This is a genomic window from Tabrizicola fusiformis (genome assembly GCF_013328815.1).
Classification (GTDB): domain Bacteria; phylum Pseudomonadota; class Alphaproteobacteria; order Rhodobacterales; family Rhodobacteraceae; genus Fuscibacter.
The window spans coordinates 107,627-123,496 of record NZ_JABUHN010000010.1 but is presented as its reverse complement, the minus strand read 5'-3'; the positions used below and the strand labels follow the sequence as shown (position 1 = coordinate 123,496).

Annotated in this window: 13 protein-coding genes; 3 read left to right on the top strand and 10 right to left on the bottom strand. The window is 66.0% G+C overall.

Translation table 11 applies throughout. The features are described from left to right. Window positions 1–4: 4 nt before the first annotated feature. Window positions 5–868: an NAD(P)-dependent oxidoreductase gene (locus HS053_RS16310; RefSeq protein ID WP_174212329.1), complete on the bottom strand. Its 864-nt coding sequence runs from the start codon at window positions 866–868 to the stop codon at window positions 5–7. 83 nt (window positions 869–951) lie between these two features. Here HS053_RS16310 and HS053_RS16305 point away from each other — a divergent pair, with 83 nt between their 5' ends. Together HS053_RS16305 and HS053_RS16300 are read left to right on the top strand one after the other, a co-directional pair. Further along, the gene (locus HS053_RS16305) at window positions 952–3,420 is read left to right on the top strand and encodes a penicillin acylase family protein (protein WP_174212328.1); all 2,469 of its coding nucleotides are present in this window, start codon (window positions 952–954) and stop codon (window positions 3,418–3,420) included. Beyond that, entirely contained in the window at window positions 3,417–3,953 is a 537-nt protein-coding gene (locus tag HS053_RS16300) for a GNAT family N-acetyltransferase (RefSeq protein WP_174212327.1), read from the top strand. Before HS053_RS16305 ends, HS053_RS16300 begins: the two co-directional genes overlap by 4 nt. A gap of 51 nt (window positions 3,954–4,004) precedes the next feature. On the opposite strand, the gene hflX is transcribed toward HS053_RS16300, so the two are convergent. Beyond that, window positions 4,005–5,204 carry a GTPase HflX gene (gene hflX, locus HS053_RS16295; RefSeq protein ID WP_241699899.1) on the bottom strand — a complete coding sequence of 400 codons (1,200 nt, stop codon included), beginning with the start codon at window positions 5,202–5,204 and terminating at the stop codon, window positions 4,005–4,007. On the opposite strand from hflX, the gene HS053_RS22360 reads away from it, so the two are divergent. Continuing rightward, window positions 5,106–5,360 carry a hypothetical protein gene (locus tag HS053_RS22360; protein ID WP_241699895.1) on the top strand — a complete coding sequence of 85 codons (255 nt, stop codon included), beginning with the start codon at window positions 5,106–5,108 and terminating at the stop codon, window positions 5,358–5,360. The two genes, hflX and HS053_RS22360, sit on opposite strands and share 99 nt — an antisense overlap. On the opposite strand, the gene hfq is transcribed toward HS053_RS22360, so the two are convergent. The 8 genes from hfq to dusB all read right to left on the bottom strand — a co-directional run bounded on the left by hfq (window position 5,342) and on the right by dusB (window position 15,817). After that, on the bottom strand, window positions 5,342–5,575 hold the full coding sequence (gene hfq, locus HS053_RS16290) for an RNA chaperone Hfq (RefSeq protein ID WP_054006118.1): 234 nt from the start codon (window positions 5,573–5,575) through the stop codon (window positions 5,342–5,344). The genes HS053_RS22360 and hfq overlap by 19 nt on opposite strands. A gap of 123 nt (window positions 5,576–5,698) precedes the next feature. Then, window positions 5,699–7,207, bottom strand: coding sequence for a TrkH family potassium uptake protein (locus HS053_RS16285; protein WP_174212326.1), 1,509 nt, complete (start codon window positions 7,205–7,207; stop codon window positions 5,699–5,701). Next, complete coding sequence (trkA, locus tag HS053_RS16280) at window positions 7,208–8,584, bottom strand: Trk system potassium transporter TrkA (protein WP_174212325.1); 1,377 nt, start codon at window positions 8,582–8,584, stop codon at window positions 7,208–7,210. Window positions 8,585–8,587: 3 nt separating this feature from the next. Further along, window positions 8,588–9,991 (bottom strand): nitrogen assimilation response regulator NtrX, encoded by a 1,404-nt coding sequence (gene ntrX, locus HS053_RS16275; RefSeq protein WP_174212324.1) that lies wholly within the window; start codon window positions 9,989–9,991, stop codon window positions 8,588–8,590. Continuing rightward, window positions 9,991–12,258 carry a sensor histidine kinase NtrY-like gene (locus tag HS053_RS16270; RefSeq protein ID WP_347233343.1) on the bottom strand — a complete coding sequence of 756 codons (2,268 nt, stop codon included), beginning with the start codon at window positions 12,256–12,258 and terminating at the stop codon, window positions 9,991–9,993. The genes ntrX and HS053_RS16270 overlap by 1 nt, the downstream gene beginning before the upstream one ends. A 95-nt stretch (window positions 12,259–12,353) precedes the next feature. After that, window positions 12,354–13,718, bottom strand: coding sequence for a response regulator (locus HS053_RS16265; RefSeq protein ID WP_174212322.1), 1,365 nt, complete (start codon window positions 13,716–13,718; stop codon window positions 12,354–12,356). Next, entirely contained in the window at window positions 13,719–14,816 is a 1,098-nt protein-coding gene (locus tag HS053_RS16260; protein ID WP_174212321.1) for a two-component system sensor histidine kinase NtrB, read from the bottom strand. After that, window positions 14,813–15,817, bottom strand: coding sequence for a tRNA dihydrouridine synthase DusB (dusB, locus tag HS053_RS16255; protein ID WP_174212320.1), 1,005 nt, complete (start codon window positions 15,815–15,817; stop codon window positions 14,813–14,815). Before dusB ends, HS053_RS16260 begins: the two co-directional genes overlap by 4 nt. Between the last annotated feature and the right edge of the window lie 53 nt (window positions 15,818–15,870).

The following is a 15,870-nucleotide window of genomic DNA, read 5'->3' as shown; positions in this document are numbered from 1 at the left end:
CCCGTCAGCCCAACCGGCGGATCAGGCTGGAGGTGTCGTTCCGCCCGCCGCCCATTTGCTGCACATCCTTGTAGAACTGGTCGATCAGCGCCGTCACCGGCAGGGCCGCGCCGATCTGATCGGCGGTTTCCAGACAGATCTTCAGATCCTTGCGCATCCAGTCCACGGCAAAGCCGTAGTCGAACTTGCCTTCCAGCATGGTCTTATGGCGGTTGACCATCTGCCAGCTTCCGGCAGCACCCTGCGCGATCACCTCGACCACCGCCGCCCCGTCCAGCCCGGCCTTCTGGCCAAAGGCCAGCGCCTCGGACAGGCCCTGCATCAGGCCCGCGATGCAGATCTGGTTCATCATCTTGGCCAATTGCCCGGCGCCGCTGCCGCCAAGACGGCGGCAAATGCGGGCATAGGCGGCCATCACCGGTTCGGCCGCGGCATAATCGGCTTCGGTGCCGCCGCACATGATCGACAGCACGCCATTTTCCGCCCCCGCCTGACCGCCGGAAACCGGCGCATCGACGAAACCGATGCCGCGTTCGGCCGCCACCGCCGCCAGTTCGCGGGTGACCTGCGCCGAAACCGTGGTGTGATCGACCAGAACCGCGCCGGGCGCCATGCCGGCAAAGGCGCCATCAGCGCCAAGGCAGACCTGCCGCAGGTCATCGTCATTGCCGACGCAGGCCATCACGAAATCGGCGCCCGCCGCCGCCTCGCGCGCCGTCAGGGCGCGGGCGCCGCCATGGCGGGCAACCCAGGTTTCGGCCTTGGCCGGGCTGCGGTTCCAGACCGTCACCTGATGGCCCTTGGCCGCCAGATGCCCCGCCATCGGAAAGCCCATCACCCCAAGGCCCAGAAACGCCAGTTTCGCCATCGTGCAGATCCCCTTGCATTGCCGCCCATCCGGCTTTGGACTAGGAAGGCATCGCGTCATTCCCGTCAAGGACAGTCCCCCCGATGATCGTCGCCTTCCGCTGGCTTTTGCGTGCCCTTGCCGCCCTGATCGGGCTGGGTCTGGTGGTGGTCTTGCTGGCCTATTACATCCTTGGCCGGTCCCTGCCCGATTATGACGAGGACTTCACCCTGCCCGGCATCACCCAGCAGGTGGATATCGTGCGCAACAACAACAATGTGCCGCATATCTTTGCCCGCGATGAGGCGGATGCCTTTTATGCCTTGGGCTTCGTTCATGCGCAGGACCGGCTCTGGCAGATGACCATGCTGCGGCGCTCCGCCCAAGGCCGCCTGTCCGAGATTTTCGGCGCCCGCACCGCTAAGATTGATGAACTGTTGCGGCGGCTGGACATCTACACCCTCGCGCAAAGCTCGGTCGAGGTGCAGGACGACCGCACCAAGGCGGCGCTGACGGCCTATTCCGCCGGGGTGAATGCCTGGATCGCGCAGGTCAACGCCGGGGCGCGCGGCCGGGGGGCGCCCGAGTTCTTCTTCTTTTCCAATGAGATCGCCGCATGGTCGCCAGCCGACTCGCTGGCCATCCTGAAACTGATGGCGCTGCAACTGTCGGCGCATCTGGAGAATGAGGTGCAGCGCGCCCAGCTTTCGCTGGTTCTGGCACCCGAGCGTCTGGCCGATATCCTGGCCGACGATCCCAACCCCGCCGTGGCCGCCCTGCCCGAGTATTCCGGCCTGATGCCCGGCCCCTTCCCGCTGCCGCAGCCGAAGATGGCCTATCTGGACGATCCGCTGTCCCCCTTCCACAGCCGCGATTTCGCCGGCGCCTCGAACGCCTGGGCGGCGATGCCGGGCAAGTCGGCGGCGGGGGGCAGTCTTTTGGCCAATGACCCGCATCTGGGGCTGACGGCGCCGTCGATCTGGTATCTGGCGCGGCTGCAACTGCCCACGGGCGGGGTGATCGGCGGCACGATTCCGGGGATGCCGCTGGTTCTGGTCGGGCGGTCGGAAAAGCTGGGCTGGGGCCTGACCTCCTCCTATCTCGACGATCAGGACGTGGTGATCGAACGGGTGAACCCCGAGAACCCCGAGGAATATCTGACGCCCGAGGGGCCGAAACCCTTCATCACCCGCCGCACCATCATCACCATCAAGGATGCCGCCCCGGTCACCATCACCCAGCGCTGGACCGAAAGCGGCCCTGTGCTGCCCGGCAGCCACTATGACCTCGCCTCGGTCACGCCGCAGGGCCATGTCGCGGCGCTGGAATGGACGGCGCTCTCGGGCGCCGATACCTCGATGACGGCGGCGGTGCGGCTGATGACCTCGGCTTCGGTGGAGGAGGCGATCGAGGCGGGGCGGCTTTTCATCGCCCCGGCGCAGAACCTGATGCTGGCCGATGAAAACGGCATCGCCATGCAACTGATCGGCGCCATGCCCGCGCGTGACGCCAGCCACCGCACCAGGGGCCGGATGCCCGCCCCCGGATGGGAGGGGGCAAACCGCTGGACCGGGATGCTGCCCTATGAGGGCAATCCGCGCTTTGTGAACCCGGTGGGCGGCCTTCTGGGCAATACCAACAACAAGACGGTGGACCGCCCCTTCCCCAACCATGTGTCCTTCGACTGGGGGGACACCCAGCGGATTCAACGCTGGCTGGCGCTGATGAAGACCCGCGCCGTCCACACCCGCGAAAGCTTCATCGAGGCGCAGCTTGATACGGTTTCCCCCACGGCGCGCAGTCTGCTGCCGCTGATCGGCGCCGATCTGTGGTTCACCGGCGAACCCGCCCCCGATGGCACGCCCGAGCGCCTGCGCCAGCGCGCGCTGACCCTTCTGGCCGAATGGAACGGCGAGATGAACGAACATCTGCCCGAACCGCTGATCGCCGAAGCCTGGCTGCGCGCGTTGCAGGAACGGCTGACGCGGGATGAGCTTGGCCCCCTGGCCGATGAGTTTGTCCACCCCGAGCCGCTGTTCATCGAGCGGGTCTACCGCAACACCGCAGGCGCCTCGATCTGGTGCGACGTGATCCAGTCGGCGGCGGTGGAAACCTGCACCGACATTGCCCGTCTGGCGCTGGACGATGCGCTGCTGCAACTGTCGGAACGCTATGGCACCAATCTGGAAAGCTGGCGCTGGGGCGATGCCCATGTGGCGGCGCATGACCATCCGGTGCTGGGAGAGGTGCCGGTGTTGCGCTATTTCGTGAACATCCGGCAGTCCAGTTCCGGCGGCGATACCACGCTGATGCGGGGGCGCACCCGGGGCACCGGGCCCGATCCCTATACCAATGTCCATGCCGGGGCCTACCGTGGGGTCTATGACTTTGCTGATCCCGACAGTTCGGTCTTCATCATCTCCACGGGGCAGTCGGGCCATCCGCTGTCGCGCTTCTATGATGACCTGTCCGAGTTGTGGCGGCGCGGCGAATATATCCCGATGAGCCTGGACCCCGCCCTTGCCATCGCAGCCGCCGTCGGCACCACCACGCTGACCCCGGAAGGCAAATGAAGCCCGAGATCATCGAAACCCCGCGGCTGATCCTGCGCAAGGCACGGCCCGAAGATGCGGTCGATCTGCATGACGCGATGTCGCGGCCCGAGGCGATGCGCTACTGGACCCGCCCCGCGCATGAGCGGCTGGACGAGACCGAAGGCTTTGTCGCGCGGATGATCGTGGGCGAGGTCGGCGGCAAGGCCGATGATTTCGTGATCGTGTCCCGCGATCAGGGCCGGGTGATCGGCAAGGCCGGCGCCTGGAACCTGCCCGAGGTCGGTTTCCTGCTGCATCCCGGTTTCTGGGGCATGGGTCTGGCGCATGAGGCGATGGCGGCGGTGGTGGACCATCTTTTCCGCTGGCATGGGCCGGAGCATCTGACAGCCGAGGCCGACCCGCGCAATGCAGGCTCGTTGCGGCTGCTGGCGCGGCTGGGCTTCCGAGAAACCCACCGGGCCGAACGCACGCTGCTCTGGGGCGAGGAATGGTGCGATTCGGTCTATCTGGCGCTGCCGCGCGGGGATTGGGGCGGCAGGCCGGGCGCGTAGGATGGGCAATCTGCCCATCCTCTGATCGGCAAGATGGGCAGATTGCCCATCCTACAGGTCGCGGAAGCGCTTTTCCTGCCGGGCGGTCCAGCGCACGTCAATCTGCCAGCCCTCTTCGCCCTGCACCTCGGCCAGAACCACGCCTTCGGCGTGCAGCCAGGCATGGCGCCGGCCATCGGCAAAGGGCAGGGTCAGGTGCCGATCGGTCTTTTCCTCGTCAAAGGCGGCGGATACCGCATCGAGCAGCACCGCCACCCCCTCGCCCGTCACCGCCGAAATTGGGAACACCCGGTCACGGTTCGCGGCCTGCACCGCCAGCGCCTCACGCGCCGAAGGATCGACCAGATCCAGCTTGTTCCAGACCTCGATCAGCGGTGTCGCGGCATTCACCCCCAGCGATGCGAGGATATCGGTCACATCCGCCGCCTGTTCCGCCGTCTCGGGGTGGCTAATGTCGCGGACGTGCAGGATCAAGTCCGCCTCAAGCACCTCTTCCAGCGTGGCGCGGAAGGCGGCGACAAGCTGCGTCGGCAGGTCAGAAATGAACCCCACCGTGTCGGACGCGATGATCTTGCGGCCCGAAGGCAGGGTGATCCCCCGCATCGTCGGGTCCAGCGTGGCAAAGAGCATGTCCTTGGCCAGCACATCGGCCCCGGTCATCCGGTTGAACAGGGTGGATTTGCCCGCATTGGTATAGCCGACCAGCGCCACCACCGGGAAAGGCACCTTGCGGCGGGCGGCGCGGTGCAGCTCACGGGTCTTCACCACGCGGTCCAACTGCCGCTTCAGCCGGATCACCTGATCGTCGATCGCGCGGCGGTCGGCCTCGATCTGCGTCTCACCGGGGCCGCCGACGAAACCGAAACCGCCGCGCTGCCGCTCAAGGTGGGTCCAGGCCCGCACAAGGCGCGAGCGCTGATAGCTGAGAGCCGCCAGTTCCACCTGCAACACGCCTTCGCGGGTGCGGGCGCGGTCGGCGAAAATCTCAAGGATCAGGCTGGTGCGGTCCAACAGTTTGACCGACCATTCCTTTTCCAGATTGCGCTGCTGCACCGGCGAAACCGGGCCATCGACCAGCACCAGTTCCACCCCCAGCGCCTTGAACCGCGTGCCAAGCTCTTCAACCTTGCCGGCGCCGAACAACATGCCGGGATGCAGCTTGGCCAGCCGCACCACCTCGGCGCCCTTAACCTCAAGCCCCGGCAGGGCGGCGGCAAGGCTGACCGCCTCGGCCAGCCCATGTTCGGGCAGGCGGCGGGAGCGCGCGCTTTTCAGATCGGGATGCAGGATGAAGGCCCGGGTCGGCCGGGCGGCGGTTTCATAGGCATCAATCCCGCCGTCTTCCGACAGCGGGTCAAACTCTTCATCTTCCTCGGGAAGATCGGAAATCAGTCTTCACCCTCATAGAGATTGACCGGCCCGCCGGGCATGATGGTCGAGATCGCGTGTTTGTAGACAAGCTGCGACTGGCCATCGCGGCGCAACAGCACACAGAAATTGTCAAACCAGGTGATCACGCCCTGAAGCTTGACCCCGTTGATCAGAAAAATGGTGACCGGAACCTTGGATTTCCGGACATGGTTAAGAAAGGCATCCTGCAAATTCTGCTTGTCGGCGGCCATCGGTTTCTTGTCCTTGTTGTTCAGTCGCACGCAGTGATCCCCCTGACGGACCACCTCGGGCGCAGTATTGCGCGCGTTCGCGGCAGATTCCAGCCCCAAATCAGCGATTTACCGCCGCCAGAGTCAGCTTTTCCAGCCCTCTGGCAACAGAAGCGCCAGAATGGCCAGGGTTTCCAGCCGCCCCACCACCATCGCAGCGCCCAGGATCACCCGGCCCGCCCCGTCCACCTCGGTCCATGGCGCGGGAACCTCGACCATCTGCACCGCAAGGGGGCCGGTGTTGGTCAGGGCCGAAATCGCCAGAACCAGCGCCGATTCAAAGGGTTCCGCGGTCAGCGTCAAAAGCCCCGTCACCGCGACGATGGTGCAGGCGAAAAGCATGAAGAACACCCAGGCCAGATAGGTGCCGCCCCGCGCGATCTGCCGCCCGCCCATGGTTCCGGCCACCGCATTGGGATGGATCACGAGATCAAGTTCCTGCGTGGCGTGGCGGAAAAGCCCTGCCACCCGCAAGAGCTTGACCCCGCCCGCGGTGGTGGCGATGCCGCCGCCGACGATGGCCAGCCCCCAAAGCACCATTCCTGCCGGCGAAAGCCCGGTCCAGAGCGTGGTGCGCAGCCAATGTTCGCTTTCAAAGCCCGAGGTGGTGAGGAAGGACAGCGCCATGAAGAGATTGCCCCAGAGCGCACCCAACGCCGCGCCCAGATCCTCGCCCTGCCCCAGCCGCCAGGCCGCCGCCCATTGCCGCATCAGCAAAAGCCCCACGACCAGCGCCAGAATCACCGCGGCGGTGCGCAATTCTGCATCGCGCGTCAGCGGCCGGCTGCCCTGCCCCTGCCCCAGCGACAACAGCCGCCGCGACAGGGCGAGGAGCAGGAACAGCGCCACCAGCCCCTCGCCCGCAAGGCCCGCCTGCCCGCCCTGCAAGCCGCCCACCGGGGAAATCCCGCTGGTCGCCAGCGTGGACATCGCATGGCACAACGCCACCAGCGAGGCATCGCCGGCGAAGATCAGCAAGAGCCACAGAAGCAGTGTCAGCCCGCCATAAGCCGGCAGGAGCTGCAGCGCAAACCGGGCCATGCGCTGTCGGATGCCCGCCACCTCGACAATCTGCGCGCCGCCCTGACTGCGCCCCGGGGTGCGGCCGGACACCACCTCCATCCCGCCTAGGTTCAGGGGCGCCAGCACCGCCAGCGCCACAACCAGCGAATAGAACCCGCCCATCCAGCCGACAAAGGCCCGCCACAGATGCACCGTGGCCGTCAGTTCATCGGGGGCGTAAAGCGTGGCGCCCGTGGTGGTCAGCGCCGAAAGCATCTCGAACCAGGCATCGCCAAGGGGCAGCCCGCCGCCCTCGTCCGGCAAAAGCGGCAGCGCCAGAAGCGGCGGCAGCACCAGATAGACCGCCGCCACCGTGGCCAACTGCCCGCGCGCCGTAGGGCGGAACCGCCGCCCCGCCAGCGCCAGCGCCAGCATGACGCACAGAACCGCCACCATCAGCGCCGCATAAAGAAAGGCCCGCGCCAGCGCGTGGTCGCGCAAAATGGCGGCATGACCCGCCGGCAACAGCATCGCCGCCCCCGCCAAGGCCATCAGCAGGATCAGAAGCGGCGTATCGCGCAGCCGCGCCATTCAGAAGAACTCGACCGAGACCTGCAAGAGACGCTCGACCTCGCGCACGTCTTTGGACAGCGCGAAAAGCGCCACCACATCGCCGGTATCCACCCGCAGATCGCCGGTCGGCTTCATTACCTTGTCGCCCTTCATCACCCCGCCGACCAGCACCCCTTCGGGAAAGTCGATGTCGCGGATCAGCTTGCCCGCCATGGGCGAGGTGGTCAGCACCTGCGCCTCGATCACCTCGGCCTCGCCATCGCCCAAGGAATAGATCGCCCGCACCTTGCCGTGCCGGATATGGCGCAGGATCGACGAAACGGTGGTGGCGCGCGGGTTGATATAGGCGTCGATCTCAAGCGGGCCCATCAGGGGGGCAAGCGTCGGGTCATTGACCAGCGCAATCGCCATCGGGCAACCGGCCTGTTTCGCCCGCACCGCCACCAGAAGGTTGGTCTTGTCGTCATCGGTCACCGCAAGAACGGCATCGGCGCGGTCTACCGCGGCTTCGGTCAGCAGGTCGATATCCATGCCGTCGCCATGCAGCACGATGGTCCGCGTCAGCCCGTCGGCGGCCAGTTCGGCCCGGGCCCGGCTTTTCTCGATGATCTTGGCGCGCACGCGGTCGGTGCGCGCCTCAAGCGCGCGGGCCACGGCAAGGCCCACGTTGCCACCGCCGACGATCACCACCCGTTCCTGCTTTTGGGTCTTCTTGCCAAAGACTTCCAGCGTGCGGTTCACGTCCTCGACATGGGTGAAGACATAGATCTGATCCCCCGGCAGCAGGAAATCGCGCGGTTCGGGCGCGAAAAGACTGCCGCCGCGCCGCACCCCCACCACGATGGCGCGCAGCGTCGGAAACAGCTCGTTCAACTGGCGCAAGGGCGTCATCAGCACCGGGCAATCCTCGGTCAACTGGATGCCCAGAAGCTGCGCGCGGCCGGCCATGAAGCTTTCGGTGTCAAAGGCGGCGGGGGCGGCCAGCCGCTGCAAGGCAGCCTCGGCCACCTCGCGCTCGGGCGAGATCACCACGTCGATCGGCAGATGGTCGCGGCGGTAAAGATCGGCATAGATCGCATCCTGATAGGATTGCGCCCTGAGCCGCGCCACCTTGCGCGGCACCGAAAAGATCGAATGGGCAACCTGGCAGATCACCATGTTCACTTCATCGGAATAGGTCGCGGCGATCACCATATCGGCATCGCGCGCGCCCGCCCGCTCCAGAATGTCGGGATGGCTGGCAAAGCCATGCACGCCCTGCACATCCAGCGTCTCGGTCGCCCGACGCACGAGGTCGGCGTTCTGATCGACGATGGTCACGTCGTTCTTTTCACCCGAGAGGTGGCGGGCAATCTGCCAGCCCACCTGCCCGGCGCCGCAGATGATGACTTTCATCGCCTATTCCTCCTCGCCGTCATCCTCATCGGCGCGGCCCTGGCCCTTGGTGGTGGTGACCACGCCCAGCGATTTCAGCTTGCGGTGCAGGGCGCTGCGTTCCATGCCGACAAAGCCCGCGGTGCGGCTGATGTTGCCGCCAAAGCGGTTGATCTGGGTCAGCAGATACTCCCGCTCGAACACCTCGCGGGCCTCGCGCAGCGGCAGGGTGGCCATGGTGCCGCCCAGAACCAGCCGCGCCCCGCCGTCGCCCGCGCTTTCCTGTCCGGGCAGTTCGCGCGGTTCGATTGCGCCAGAGCTGTCGCCCAGGATCAGCACCCGCTCGATCACATTGCGCAATTGGCGGACGTTGCCGGGCCAGGACATGGTTTGCAGCATCGCCTCGGCCTCGGGCGTCAGGCTGCGGTTGGGCAGGCCCTGACTGCGGTGAAAGAGGTCGATGAAATGCCGGGTCAGTTCGGGAATATCCTCGCGCCGCTCTTCCAGCGAGGGCACGGCGATCGGCACCACGTTGAGACGGTCGTACAACTCCTGCCGGAAGCGACCTGCCGCGATTTCCGCCCGCAGGTCGCGCGTGGTCGAGGAGATCACCCGCAGATCGACGCGCACCTTGTCGGTGCCGCCGACCCGCATGAACTGCTGTTCGGTCAGCACGCGCAGAATTTTCGACTGGGTGCCCAGCGGCATATCCGCCACCTCGTCGAAATAGACCACACCGCCATGCGCCTGTTCCAGAAGGCCCTTTTCCACCCCCCGTTCGGCGGTTTCGCGGCCGAACAGCACCTCTTCCATGCGGTCCGGCTCGACCGTGGCGGACGAGACCGACACGAAGGGTGCTCCGGCGCGGTTGGAATGGGTGTGGATGAAGCGGGCGGCCATTTCCTTGCCCGAACCGGCGGGCCCGGCCAGCATCACCCGGCCATTGGATTTCGTCACCTTCTCAAGCTGCGCCTTCAGCGCGCGGAACGCGGTCGAAGAGCCCAGCATTTCGGCCGAAGCGCCATCGCGCCGCCGCAGGTCGGCGTTTTCGCGGCGCAGGCGGCTGGCCTCCATCGCGCGGGACACCACCACCATCAACTGGTCGATGTTGAAGGGTTTCTCGATGAAGTCATAGGCGCCCTGCTTGATCGCGGCCACGGCGATTTCGATGTTGCCATGGCCCGAGATGATCACCACCGGAATATCCGGGTTGTCGCGCTTGACGGTTTTCAGAATGTCGATCCCGTCCATCCGGCTGTCTTTCAGCCAGATATCCAGGATCATCAGCGCCGGCGGCTCGGCGTTGATCTCGGCCATGCATTCGTCGGAATTGGCAGCCAGACGCACCACATAGCCTTCGTCCTTCAGAATATCCCCGATCAGTTCGCGGATGTCCTTTTCGTCGTCGGTGATCAGAATGCTGGTCATCATCCCCCCTGGCCGGAAACCGCGGCCGCTTTCTTGCCCGCCCGCCGGATGCGGGGGGCGCGGGGCAGTCGGATGACCGCCATCGCGCCCGCATGGGCGTTACCTTCAAACAGCGGCGCATCCTCAAGCGTCAGCGTCCCGCCATGTTCTTCAATGATCTTCTTCACAATCGGCAGCCCAAGGCCGGTGCCCTTTTCGCGCGTGGTCACATAGGGCTCGAACAGGCGCGCACGATCAAGCGGCAGGCCGATGCCGTTGTCCATCACGCGGATTTCCGCCGCCGTCTCATCGGTGGTCAGCGTCACGCGGATTTCTGGTGAAAACGGTTGAGGGGCGCCTTTTTCCTGCAACGATTCAATGGCTTCCCCGGCGTTCTTGATTAGGTTTGTCAAGGCTTGCCCGATCATCGTGGCGTCCAGCTCCATCACCACCGGCTGATCCGGCACAGAGCGGCGGAAGGTGGTGCCGGGCTGGCCGTTTTCCTGCAACATCACGGCGGCGCGCAGAAGCGCGGTCAGGTCATTCTCGCGCCGGTCGGGTTCGGGCATCCGGGCGAACTTGGAAAACTCATCCACAATGCGGCGCAAGTCATTGGTCTGGCGCACGATCACATCGGCAAGCTGTTCCAGCTCGTCCGGCTCTGCCACCTCGCGGCGGAACTTGCGCTTGATGCGTTCCGCCGAAAGCTGGATCGGGGTCAGCGGATTCTTGATCTCATGCGCGATGCGGCGGGCAACATCGCCCCAGGCCGCCATCCGTTGGGCGCTGACCAGATCGGTCACGTCATCGAAGGCCACCACGAAACCTTCAAGCCGCCCGCCCTCGCTCTCGCGCACGGACATCCGCACCAGCAGGCTTTCCAGCTTGCCGCGCCGGGTCAGCCGGACCTCTTCCTGCACGGCGGCGCCGTCGCTCTCGTGCAGACGGTCAAACAGCGGCGCGAATTCGGGCACGGCAATGGCCAGCGCGGTATCGGCGCCTTCGGGCAGGTCCAGCAGACGCTCGGCGGCGCGGTTGGAAAAGTCGATCCGCCCTTCGGCATTCAGCCCGATCACCCCTGCGGTGACATTGGACAGGACGGAATCGAACAGCCGCCGCCGCTCTTCGGTCTGGCGGTGGTTTTCCACCAGCGCCTCGCGCTGGCCTTTCAACTGCCGGGTCATCTGGTTGAAGATGCGGCCCAGCATGGCGATTTCGTCGTCGCCCTCTTCCTCGATCACCCGCACGTCCAGATCGCCCGCGCCAACCCGCCCCGCCGCCGAAGCTAGCCGCCCCACCGGACGCGACAGGCGTTCGGCAAACCACAGGCCCAGCCAGACGGCGGCCAGCACAAGGATCAGCGCGAAACCCAGATAAAGCAGGCCGAAGTTGAACAGAACCGTGCCCCGCTCCGCCTCAAGCTGCTGATAAAGGGCGACGGTCTGCTTGGTATCATCCAGAAGCGACAACAGCCGCCCGTCCACCGTGCGCGAGACGTAAAGATAGCGGTCGGCAAAAGCCTCAAGATGCACCAGCGCGCGGAATTCGTCATTGGGCCAGTCTTCGATGATCACCGTCTCACCGGCCTTGGCCTTGGCGATATCGGCGGCATCGGGCATGTCGAAATCAAAGAGGAATGACCGCTCGCCCCGGGTTTTCAGCGTGCCTGTCCCGTCGATCAGGAAGACCTCTTTCAACCCGCGCTGGATGGCCGCCTGCCCTTGGGTCAGGACCGGGCGCACCTGCCCGTCGTCAAGGAAGAACTGCGACTGTTTGGCCACGTTCAGATAGGCCGCCAGCTTGCCCGCATCTTCGGAAAGCGCGGTGCGGTGTTCATCTTCATACGCCTGCGCCGCGGCGAGGGAGGAACCCACCACGTTGCGCACCCGGTCGGAAAACCAGCCTTCCAGCCCGATGTTCAGGTTCAGCACGGCAAAGACCGCGACCAGAATCGTCGGCACGAGGGCCACAAAGGCGAACACCCCGGTCAGCCGCAGGTGCAGCCGCGAGCCGGCCGACTGGCTGCGGCGGTCGGCGATCATTCGCACCACCCGCGCCAGAACCAGCGCCGCCACTAGCAGCACATAAACCAGATCGGCCAGCAGGATCAGGCGCAGCGTGTTGGACGAAGCGCCAAGGTCATAAGGCCCCAGCGCAAGGAAGGTCAGCACGGCAAGCACCGGCCCGAGCAGCACTAGCGCAAAGGTAAAGGCCGTCTGCACCCGGCGTTGACGGCGCAACCGTGTCAGCCGCAGCCAGGTGCCGCCTCTTGCGCCGGTAACCGCCACACCCGTCCCCCAAAACGGCGGGGGGCTGTGCCCATCCCGCAACATCGCCTGTTCCTGAAAGCCGGGGCTTTCGGGACACGCACCATGTTGCGCTTTTACATCAGCTTGCGCCGCCGTGTCACGCGGATATCGAGATCGGTGATCTTCTTGCGCAAGGTATTGCGGTTGATGCCCAGAAGGTCCGCACATCTGGCCTGATTGCCGCCGGTGGCATCCAGCGCAATCTCGATCAGCGGAATCTCCATTTCATGCAGGATGCGGTCATAGACCCCCGCCGGCGGCAATTGCCCGCCATGCAGATCGAAATAGCGTTTCAGGTGGCGGGCAATCGAGGCCGAGAGTTTCTCGCCCTCCATCCCGCCCTTGACCGGCATGGTCGGGGCGGCGGCGCCAAGGGCCGCTTCGACTTCGGCCTTGGAAATCTCGGGCTCGGTGGCGGTCACCAGCAGGCGGCGCAGCATGTTTTCCAACTGACGCACATTGCCCGGCCAGGGATGGGCCCGCACCAGAGCCATGGCCTCGGCCGACAGGCGCCGGGTGGCGCCCATCTCACGCTCGCCCTTGGCAAGGACGTGTTCGGCCAGCAGCGGAATATCCTCGACCCGCTCGCGCAGCGGGGGCACGGAAATGGTGACGCCGCCAAGGCGATAGTAGAGGTCTTTGCGGAACTTGCCCGCCTCCATCCGCTGCGCCAGATCGGCCTGACTGGTGGCCATGATCCGCGGCCCCTGTTCGCCCATGATGTCGAGCATCCGCACCAGACGGGCCTGCGCGTCTTCGTCAAAGTCGGCCACCTCGTCCAGCACCAGAGAGCCGCCCTTGGCGCGCGACAAAAGCGTGGAAATCCCGTCCACCCCGGCCAGATCGGCGGCCTGCGCCACCACAAAGGGCTGCCCCCTGCGGTCGCTGAAATCATGGATCGCGCGCGCGATGAGACTTTTGCCGGTGCCCGATTCGCCGGTGATCAGCACGGCGAGGTCCACGTTCATCACCCGCGCCACCAGCCGGTAAAGCGCCTGCATCGCGGGCGTGCGCCCCACCAGCGGCAGATCGTCGCCCGCCTCGCGCGGCTGCGGCGCCACTTTCGGCGCGTGGCGCTTCATCTCCAGCGCGCGGGCCGAACGCTTCATCAGGTCGGGCAGGTCGAAGGGTTTCGGCAGATAGTCGAACGCCTCCGCCTCGGCGGCCTGAATGGCGGTCATGATGGTGTTCTGCGCGGAAATCACGATCACCGGCAGGCCGGGCCGCATCCGGGCAATCTGCGGCAGCGCCTGAAGGCCGTTGCCGTCGGGCATGATCACGTCGGAGATCACCAGATCGCCCTTGCCCTCTTCGACCCAGCGCATCAGCGTCATCAGACTGCTCGTCGCATGAACCTTGCAACCCGCCCGGGTCAGCGCTTGCGTCAGCACCGTGCGGATGGTGCGGTCGTCATCTGCGACCAGAATTGTGCCATCCATCTAGCGGCTCTCCTTCTTTACTTTGGGAACGACGGGCAGCGAGACGCGGAACACGGTGCGCCCGGGCACCGAATCCACCGAAATCCAGCCCTCATGGTCGGATATGATCTTGGAAATCAGCGCGAGACCCAGCCCCGTGCCGTTCTCGCGCCCCGAGACGAAGGGTTCAAAGATGTCGGCGGCAATCTCGGGCGGAATGCCCGGGCCGTCGTCGATCACCTCGATCGTCAGGGGCAATATCGCGCCGGTGCCGTCCTTGCGGCGCAGGCGCAGCGACTGGTCATAGCGGGTGTGCAGCCGGATCGTGCCGCGCTTGCTGCCCGCAGCCTCGGCCGCATTCTTGATCAGGTTCAGGAAGACCTGCATCAACTGATCGCTGTCGGCCAGCGTCAGCGGCAGCGAGGGGTCGTAATCCTCGATGATCTGCATATGGGCGGCAAAGCCCATCTGCGCCGATTTGCGGGCGCGGTCCAGCGCGTCATGGATATTCACCGGCTTGCGGTCCGGCGGGCGCAGGTTGCCGAATTGCTCCACCTGCTCCAGCAGTTTCACGATCCGCCGGGTTTCCTCGACGATCAGATCGGTTAGCTCGCGGTCTTCGGGCGACAGGCCCATCGACAGAAGCTGTGCGGCGCCGGAAATCCCCGCCAGCGGGTTCTTGATTTCATGGGCCAGCATCTCGGCCATGCCGATGGCCGATTTCGCCGCCGATTTCACCTGCATCGCCCGGCCCAGACGGTCGGCCAGATCGCGGGGCGACATCAGGATCATCACATAATCGGCATTGTCATGCATCGGAGCGATCTGGATGTTGCATTGCACCGGCGGGCGTTCCCCGGTGGTCACATCCACATCGTTGATAAAAAGCGCGGCATGATTGGCACGGGCACGGGCCAGCGCCTCGTCCATCGGGGCGTCGATCAGCAGGCGGTCAAAGACCGGCCGGCCTTTCAGCATCCGCGACGAGGCGTTGAGGAAGGTTTCGCCCGCCGGGTTCACCTCGGCGATGCGCCCCTCGCGGTCGATCAGCACGGTGGGCACCGGCAGCGAGGCCCAGATCACCCCCGGAACCGGATAGGGCAGCCGATAAGCACTCATGCGGCCACCCCGGGGATTTCGGCGGCAGGTTCGGCAAACGCCTGCGGCAAAAGGCGCAGAACGGTGGCCGGATCGTCGCTGGTCAGGATGGCGCCGCGCAGGGCGGTGGTGCCCGCCGCCTCAAGATACCAGCCCAGATGCTTGCGCGCGACCTTGAGGCCCAGTTCGGTGCCGTAAAAGGCCAGAACCGCCTCGTAATGTTCGGCCACCAGATCGGCCAGCGCGGCGCCCTGCGGCACCTGCGGCGCGGGATGCCCATGCAGCGCATGGGCGATTTCCGCCAGAACCCAGGGCCGCCCCTGCGCGCCGCGCCCGACCATCACGCCCGCCGCCCCGGATTGCGCCCGCGCCTGCCGGGCGGTGGCGGCATCCACGATGTCGCCATTGGCGATCACCGGCACGGCCACGGCATCGACCACGGCGCGGATGGCGGCCCAATCGGCCTGCCCCTTGTAGAACTGGCACCGGGTGCGGCCGTGGATGGTGACCATCTTCACCCCCGCCCCCACCGCCGCCCGCGCTAGCGCCGGCGCGTTCAGGTCGCTTTCATCCCAGCCCAGCCGGGTTTTCAGCGTGACCGGCACCGAAACCGCGCCCACCACCGCCTCGATCAGCCGCAGCGCCAGCGCCGGTTCGCGCATCAGCGCCGAACCGCAGGCCCCCGCCCCGCCCGAGGCCGTGACCCGTTTCGCCGGGCAACCCATGTTGATGTCGATGACCTGCGCGCCCTGCGCCTCAAGATAGCGTGCCGCCTCGGCCATCCAATAGGGGTCGCGCCCGGCAAGCTGCACCGAGGTCGCAGCCTCGCCAAAGCCAAGCTCGGCCTTGGCGCGCGCAAGGGGGCGGTCGTTCATCACATCCTGCGAGGCGATCATCTCGGACACCACCAGCCCGGCACCAAAGCGCGCCACGATCCGCCGGAACGGCAGATCGGTGATCCCGGCCATCGGGGCCAGAAGCACGGGCGGAGTCAGGGCAAGGGCGTTGATCTCGGGCGACATGCGGGTTTCCTTCACGGGCGATCCTGCGCCTTCGGCGGCGCCGGGCCAAGGGA

What these genes read in the sequence shown, in the direction of transcription:
- HS053_RS16310 (WP_174212329.1), bottom strand. Translation starts at nt 868, where the DNA reads ATGGCGAAACTGGCGTTTCTGGGCCTTGGGGTGATGGGCTTTCCGATG.
- HS053_RS16305 (WP_174212328.1), top strand. Translation starts at nt 952, where the DNA reads ATGATCGTCGCCTTCCGCTGGCTTTTGCGTGCCCTTGCCGCCCTGATC.
- HS053_RS16300 (WP_174212327.1), top strand. Translation starts at nt 3,417, where the DNA reads ATGAAGCCCGAGATCATCGAAACCCCGCGGCTGATCCTGCGCAAGGCA.
- HS053_RS22360 (WP_241699895.1), top strand. Translation starts at nt 5,106, where the DNA reads ATGCAGCTTGGCCAGCCGCACCACCTCGGCGCCCTTAACCTCAAGCCC.
- hfq (WP_054006118.1), bottom strand. Translation starts at nt 5,575, where the DNA reads ATGGCCGCCGACAAGCAGAATTTGCAGGATGCCTTTCTTAACCATGTC.
- HS053_RS16285 (WP_174212326.1), bottom strand. Translation starts at nt 7,207, where the DNA reads ATGGCGCGGCTGCGCGATACGCCGCTTCTGATCCTGCTGATGGCCTTG.
- trkA (WP_174212325.1), bottom strand. Translation starts at nt 8,584, where the DNA reads ATGAAAGTCATCATCTGCGGCGCCGGGCAGGTGGGCTGGCAGATTGCC.
- ntrX (WP_174212324.1), bottom strand. Translation starts at nt 9,991, where the DNA reads ATGACCAGCATTCTGATCACCGACGACGAAAAGGACATCCGCGAACTG.
- HS053_RS16265 (WP_174212322.1), bottom strand. Translation starts at nt 13,718, where the DNA reads ATGGATGGCACAATTCTGGTCGCAGATGACGACCGCACCATCCGCACG.
- HS053_RS16260 (WP_174212321.1), bottom strand. Translation starts at nt 14,816, where the DNA reads ATGAGTGCTTATCGGCTGCCCTATCCGGTTCCGGGGGTGATCTGGGCC.
- dusB (WP_174212320.1), bottom strand. Translation starts at nt 15,817, where the DNA reads ATGTCGCCCGAGATCAACGCCCTTGCCCTGACTCCGCCCGTGCTTCTG.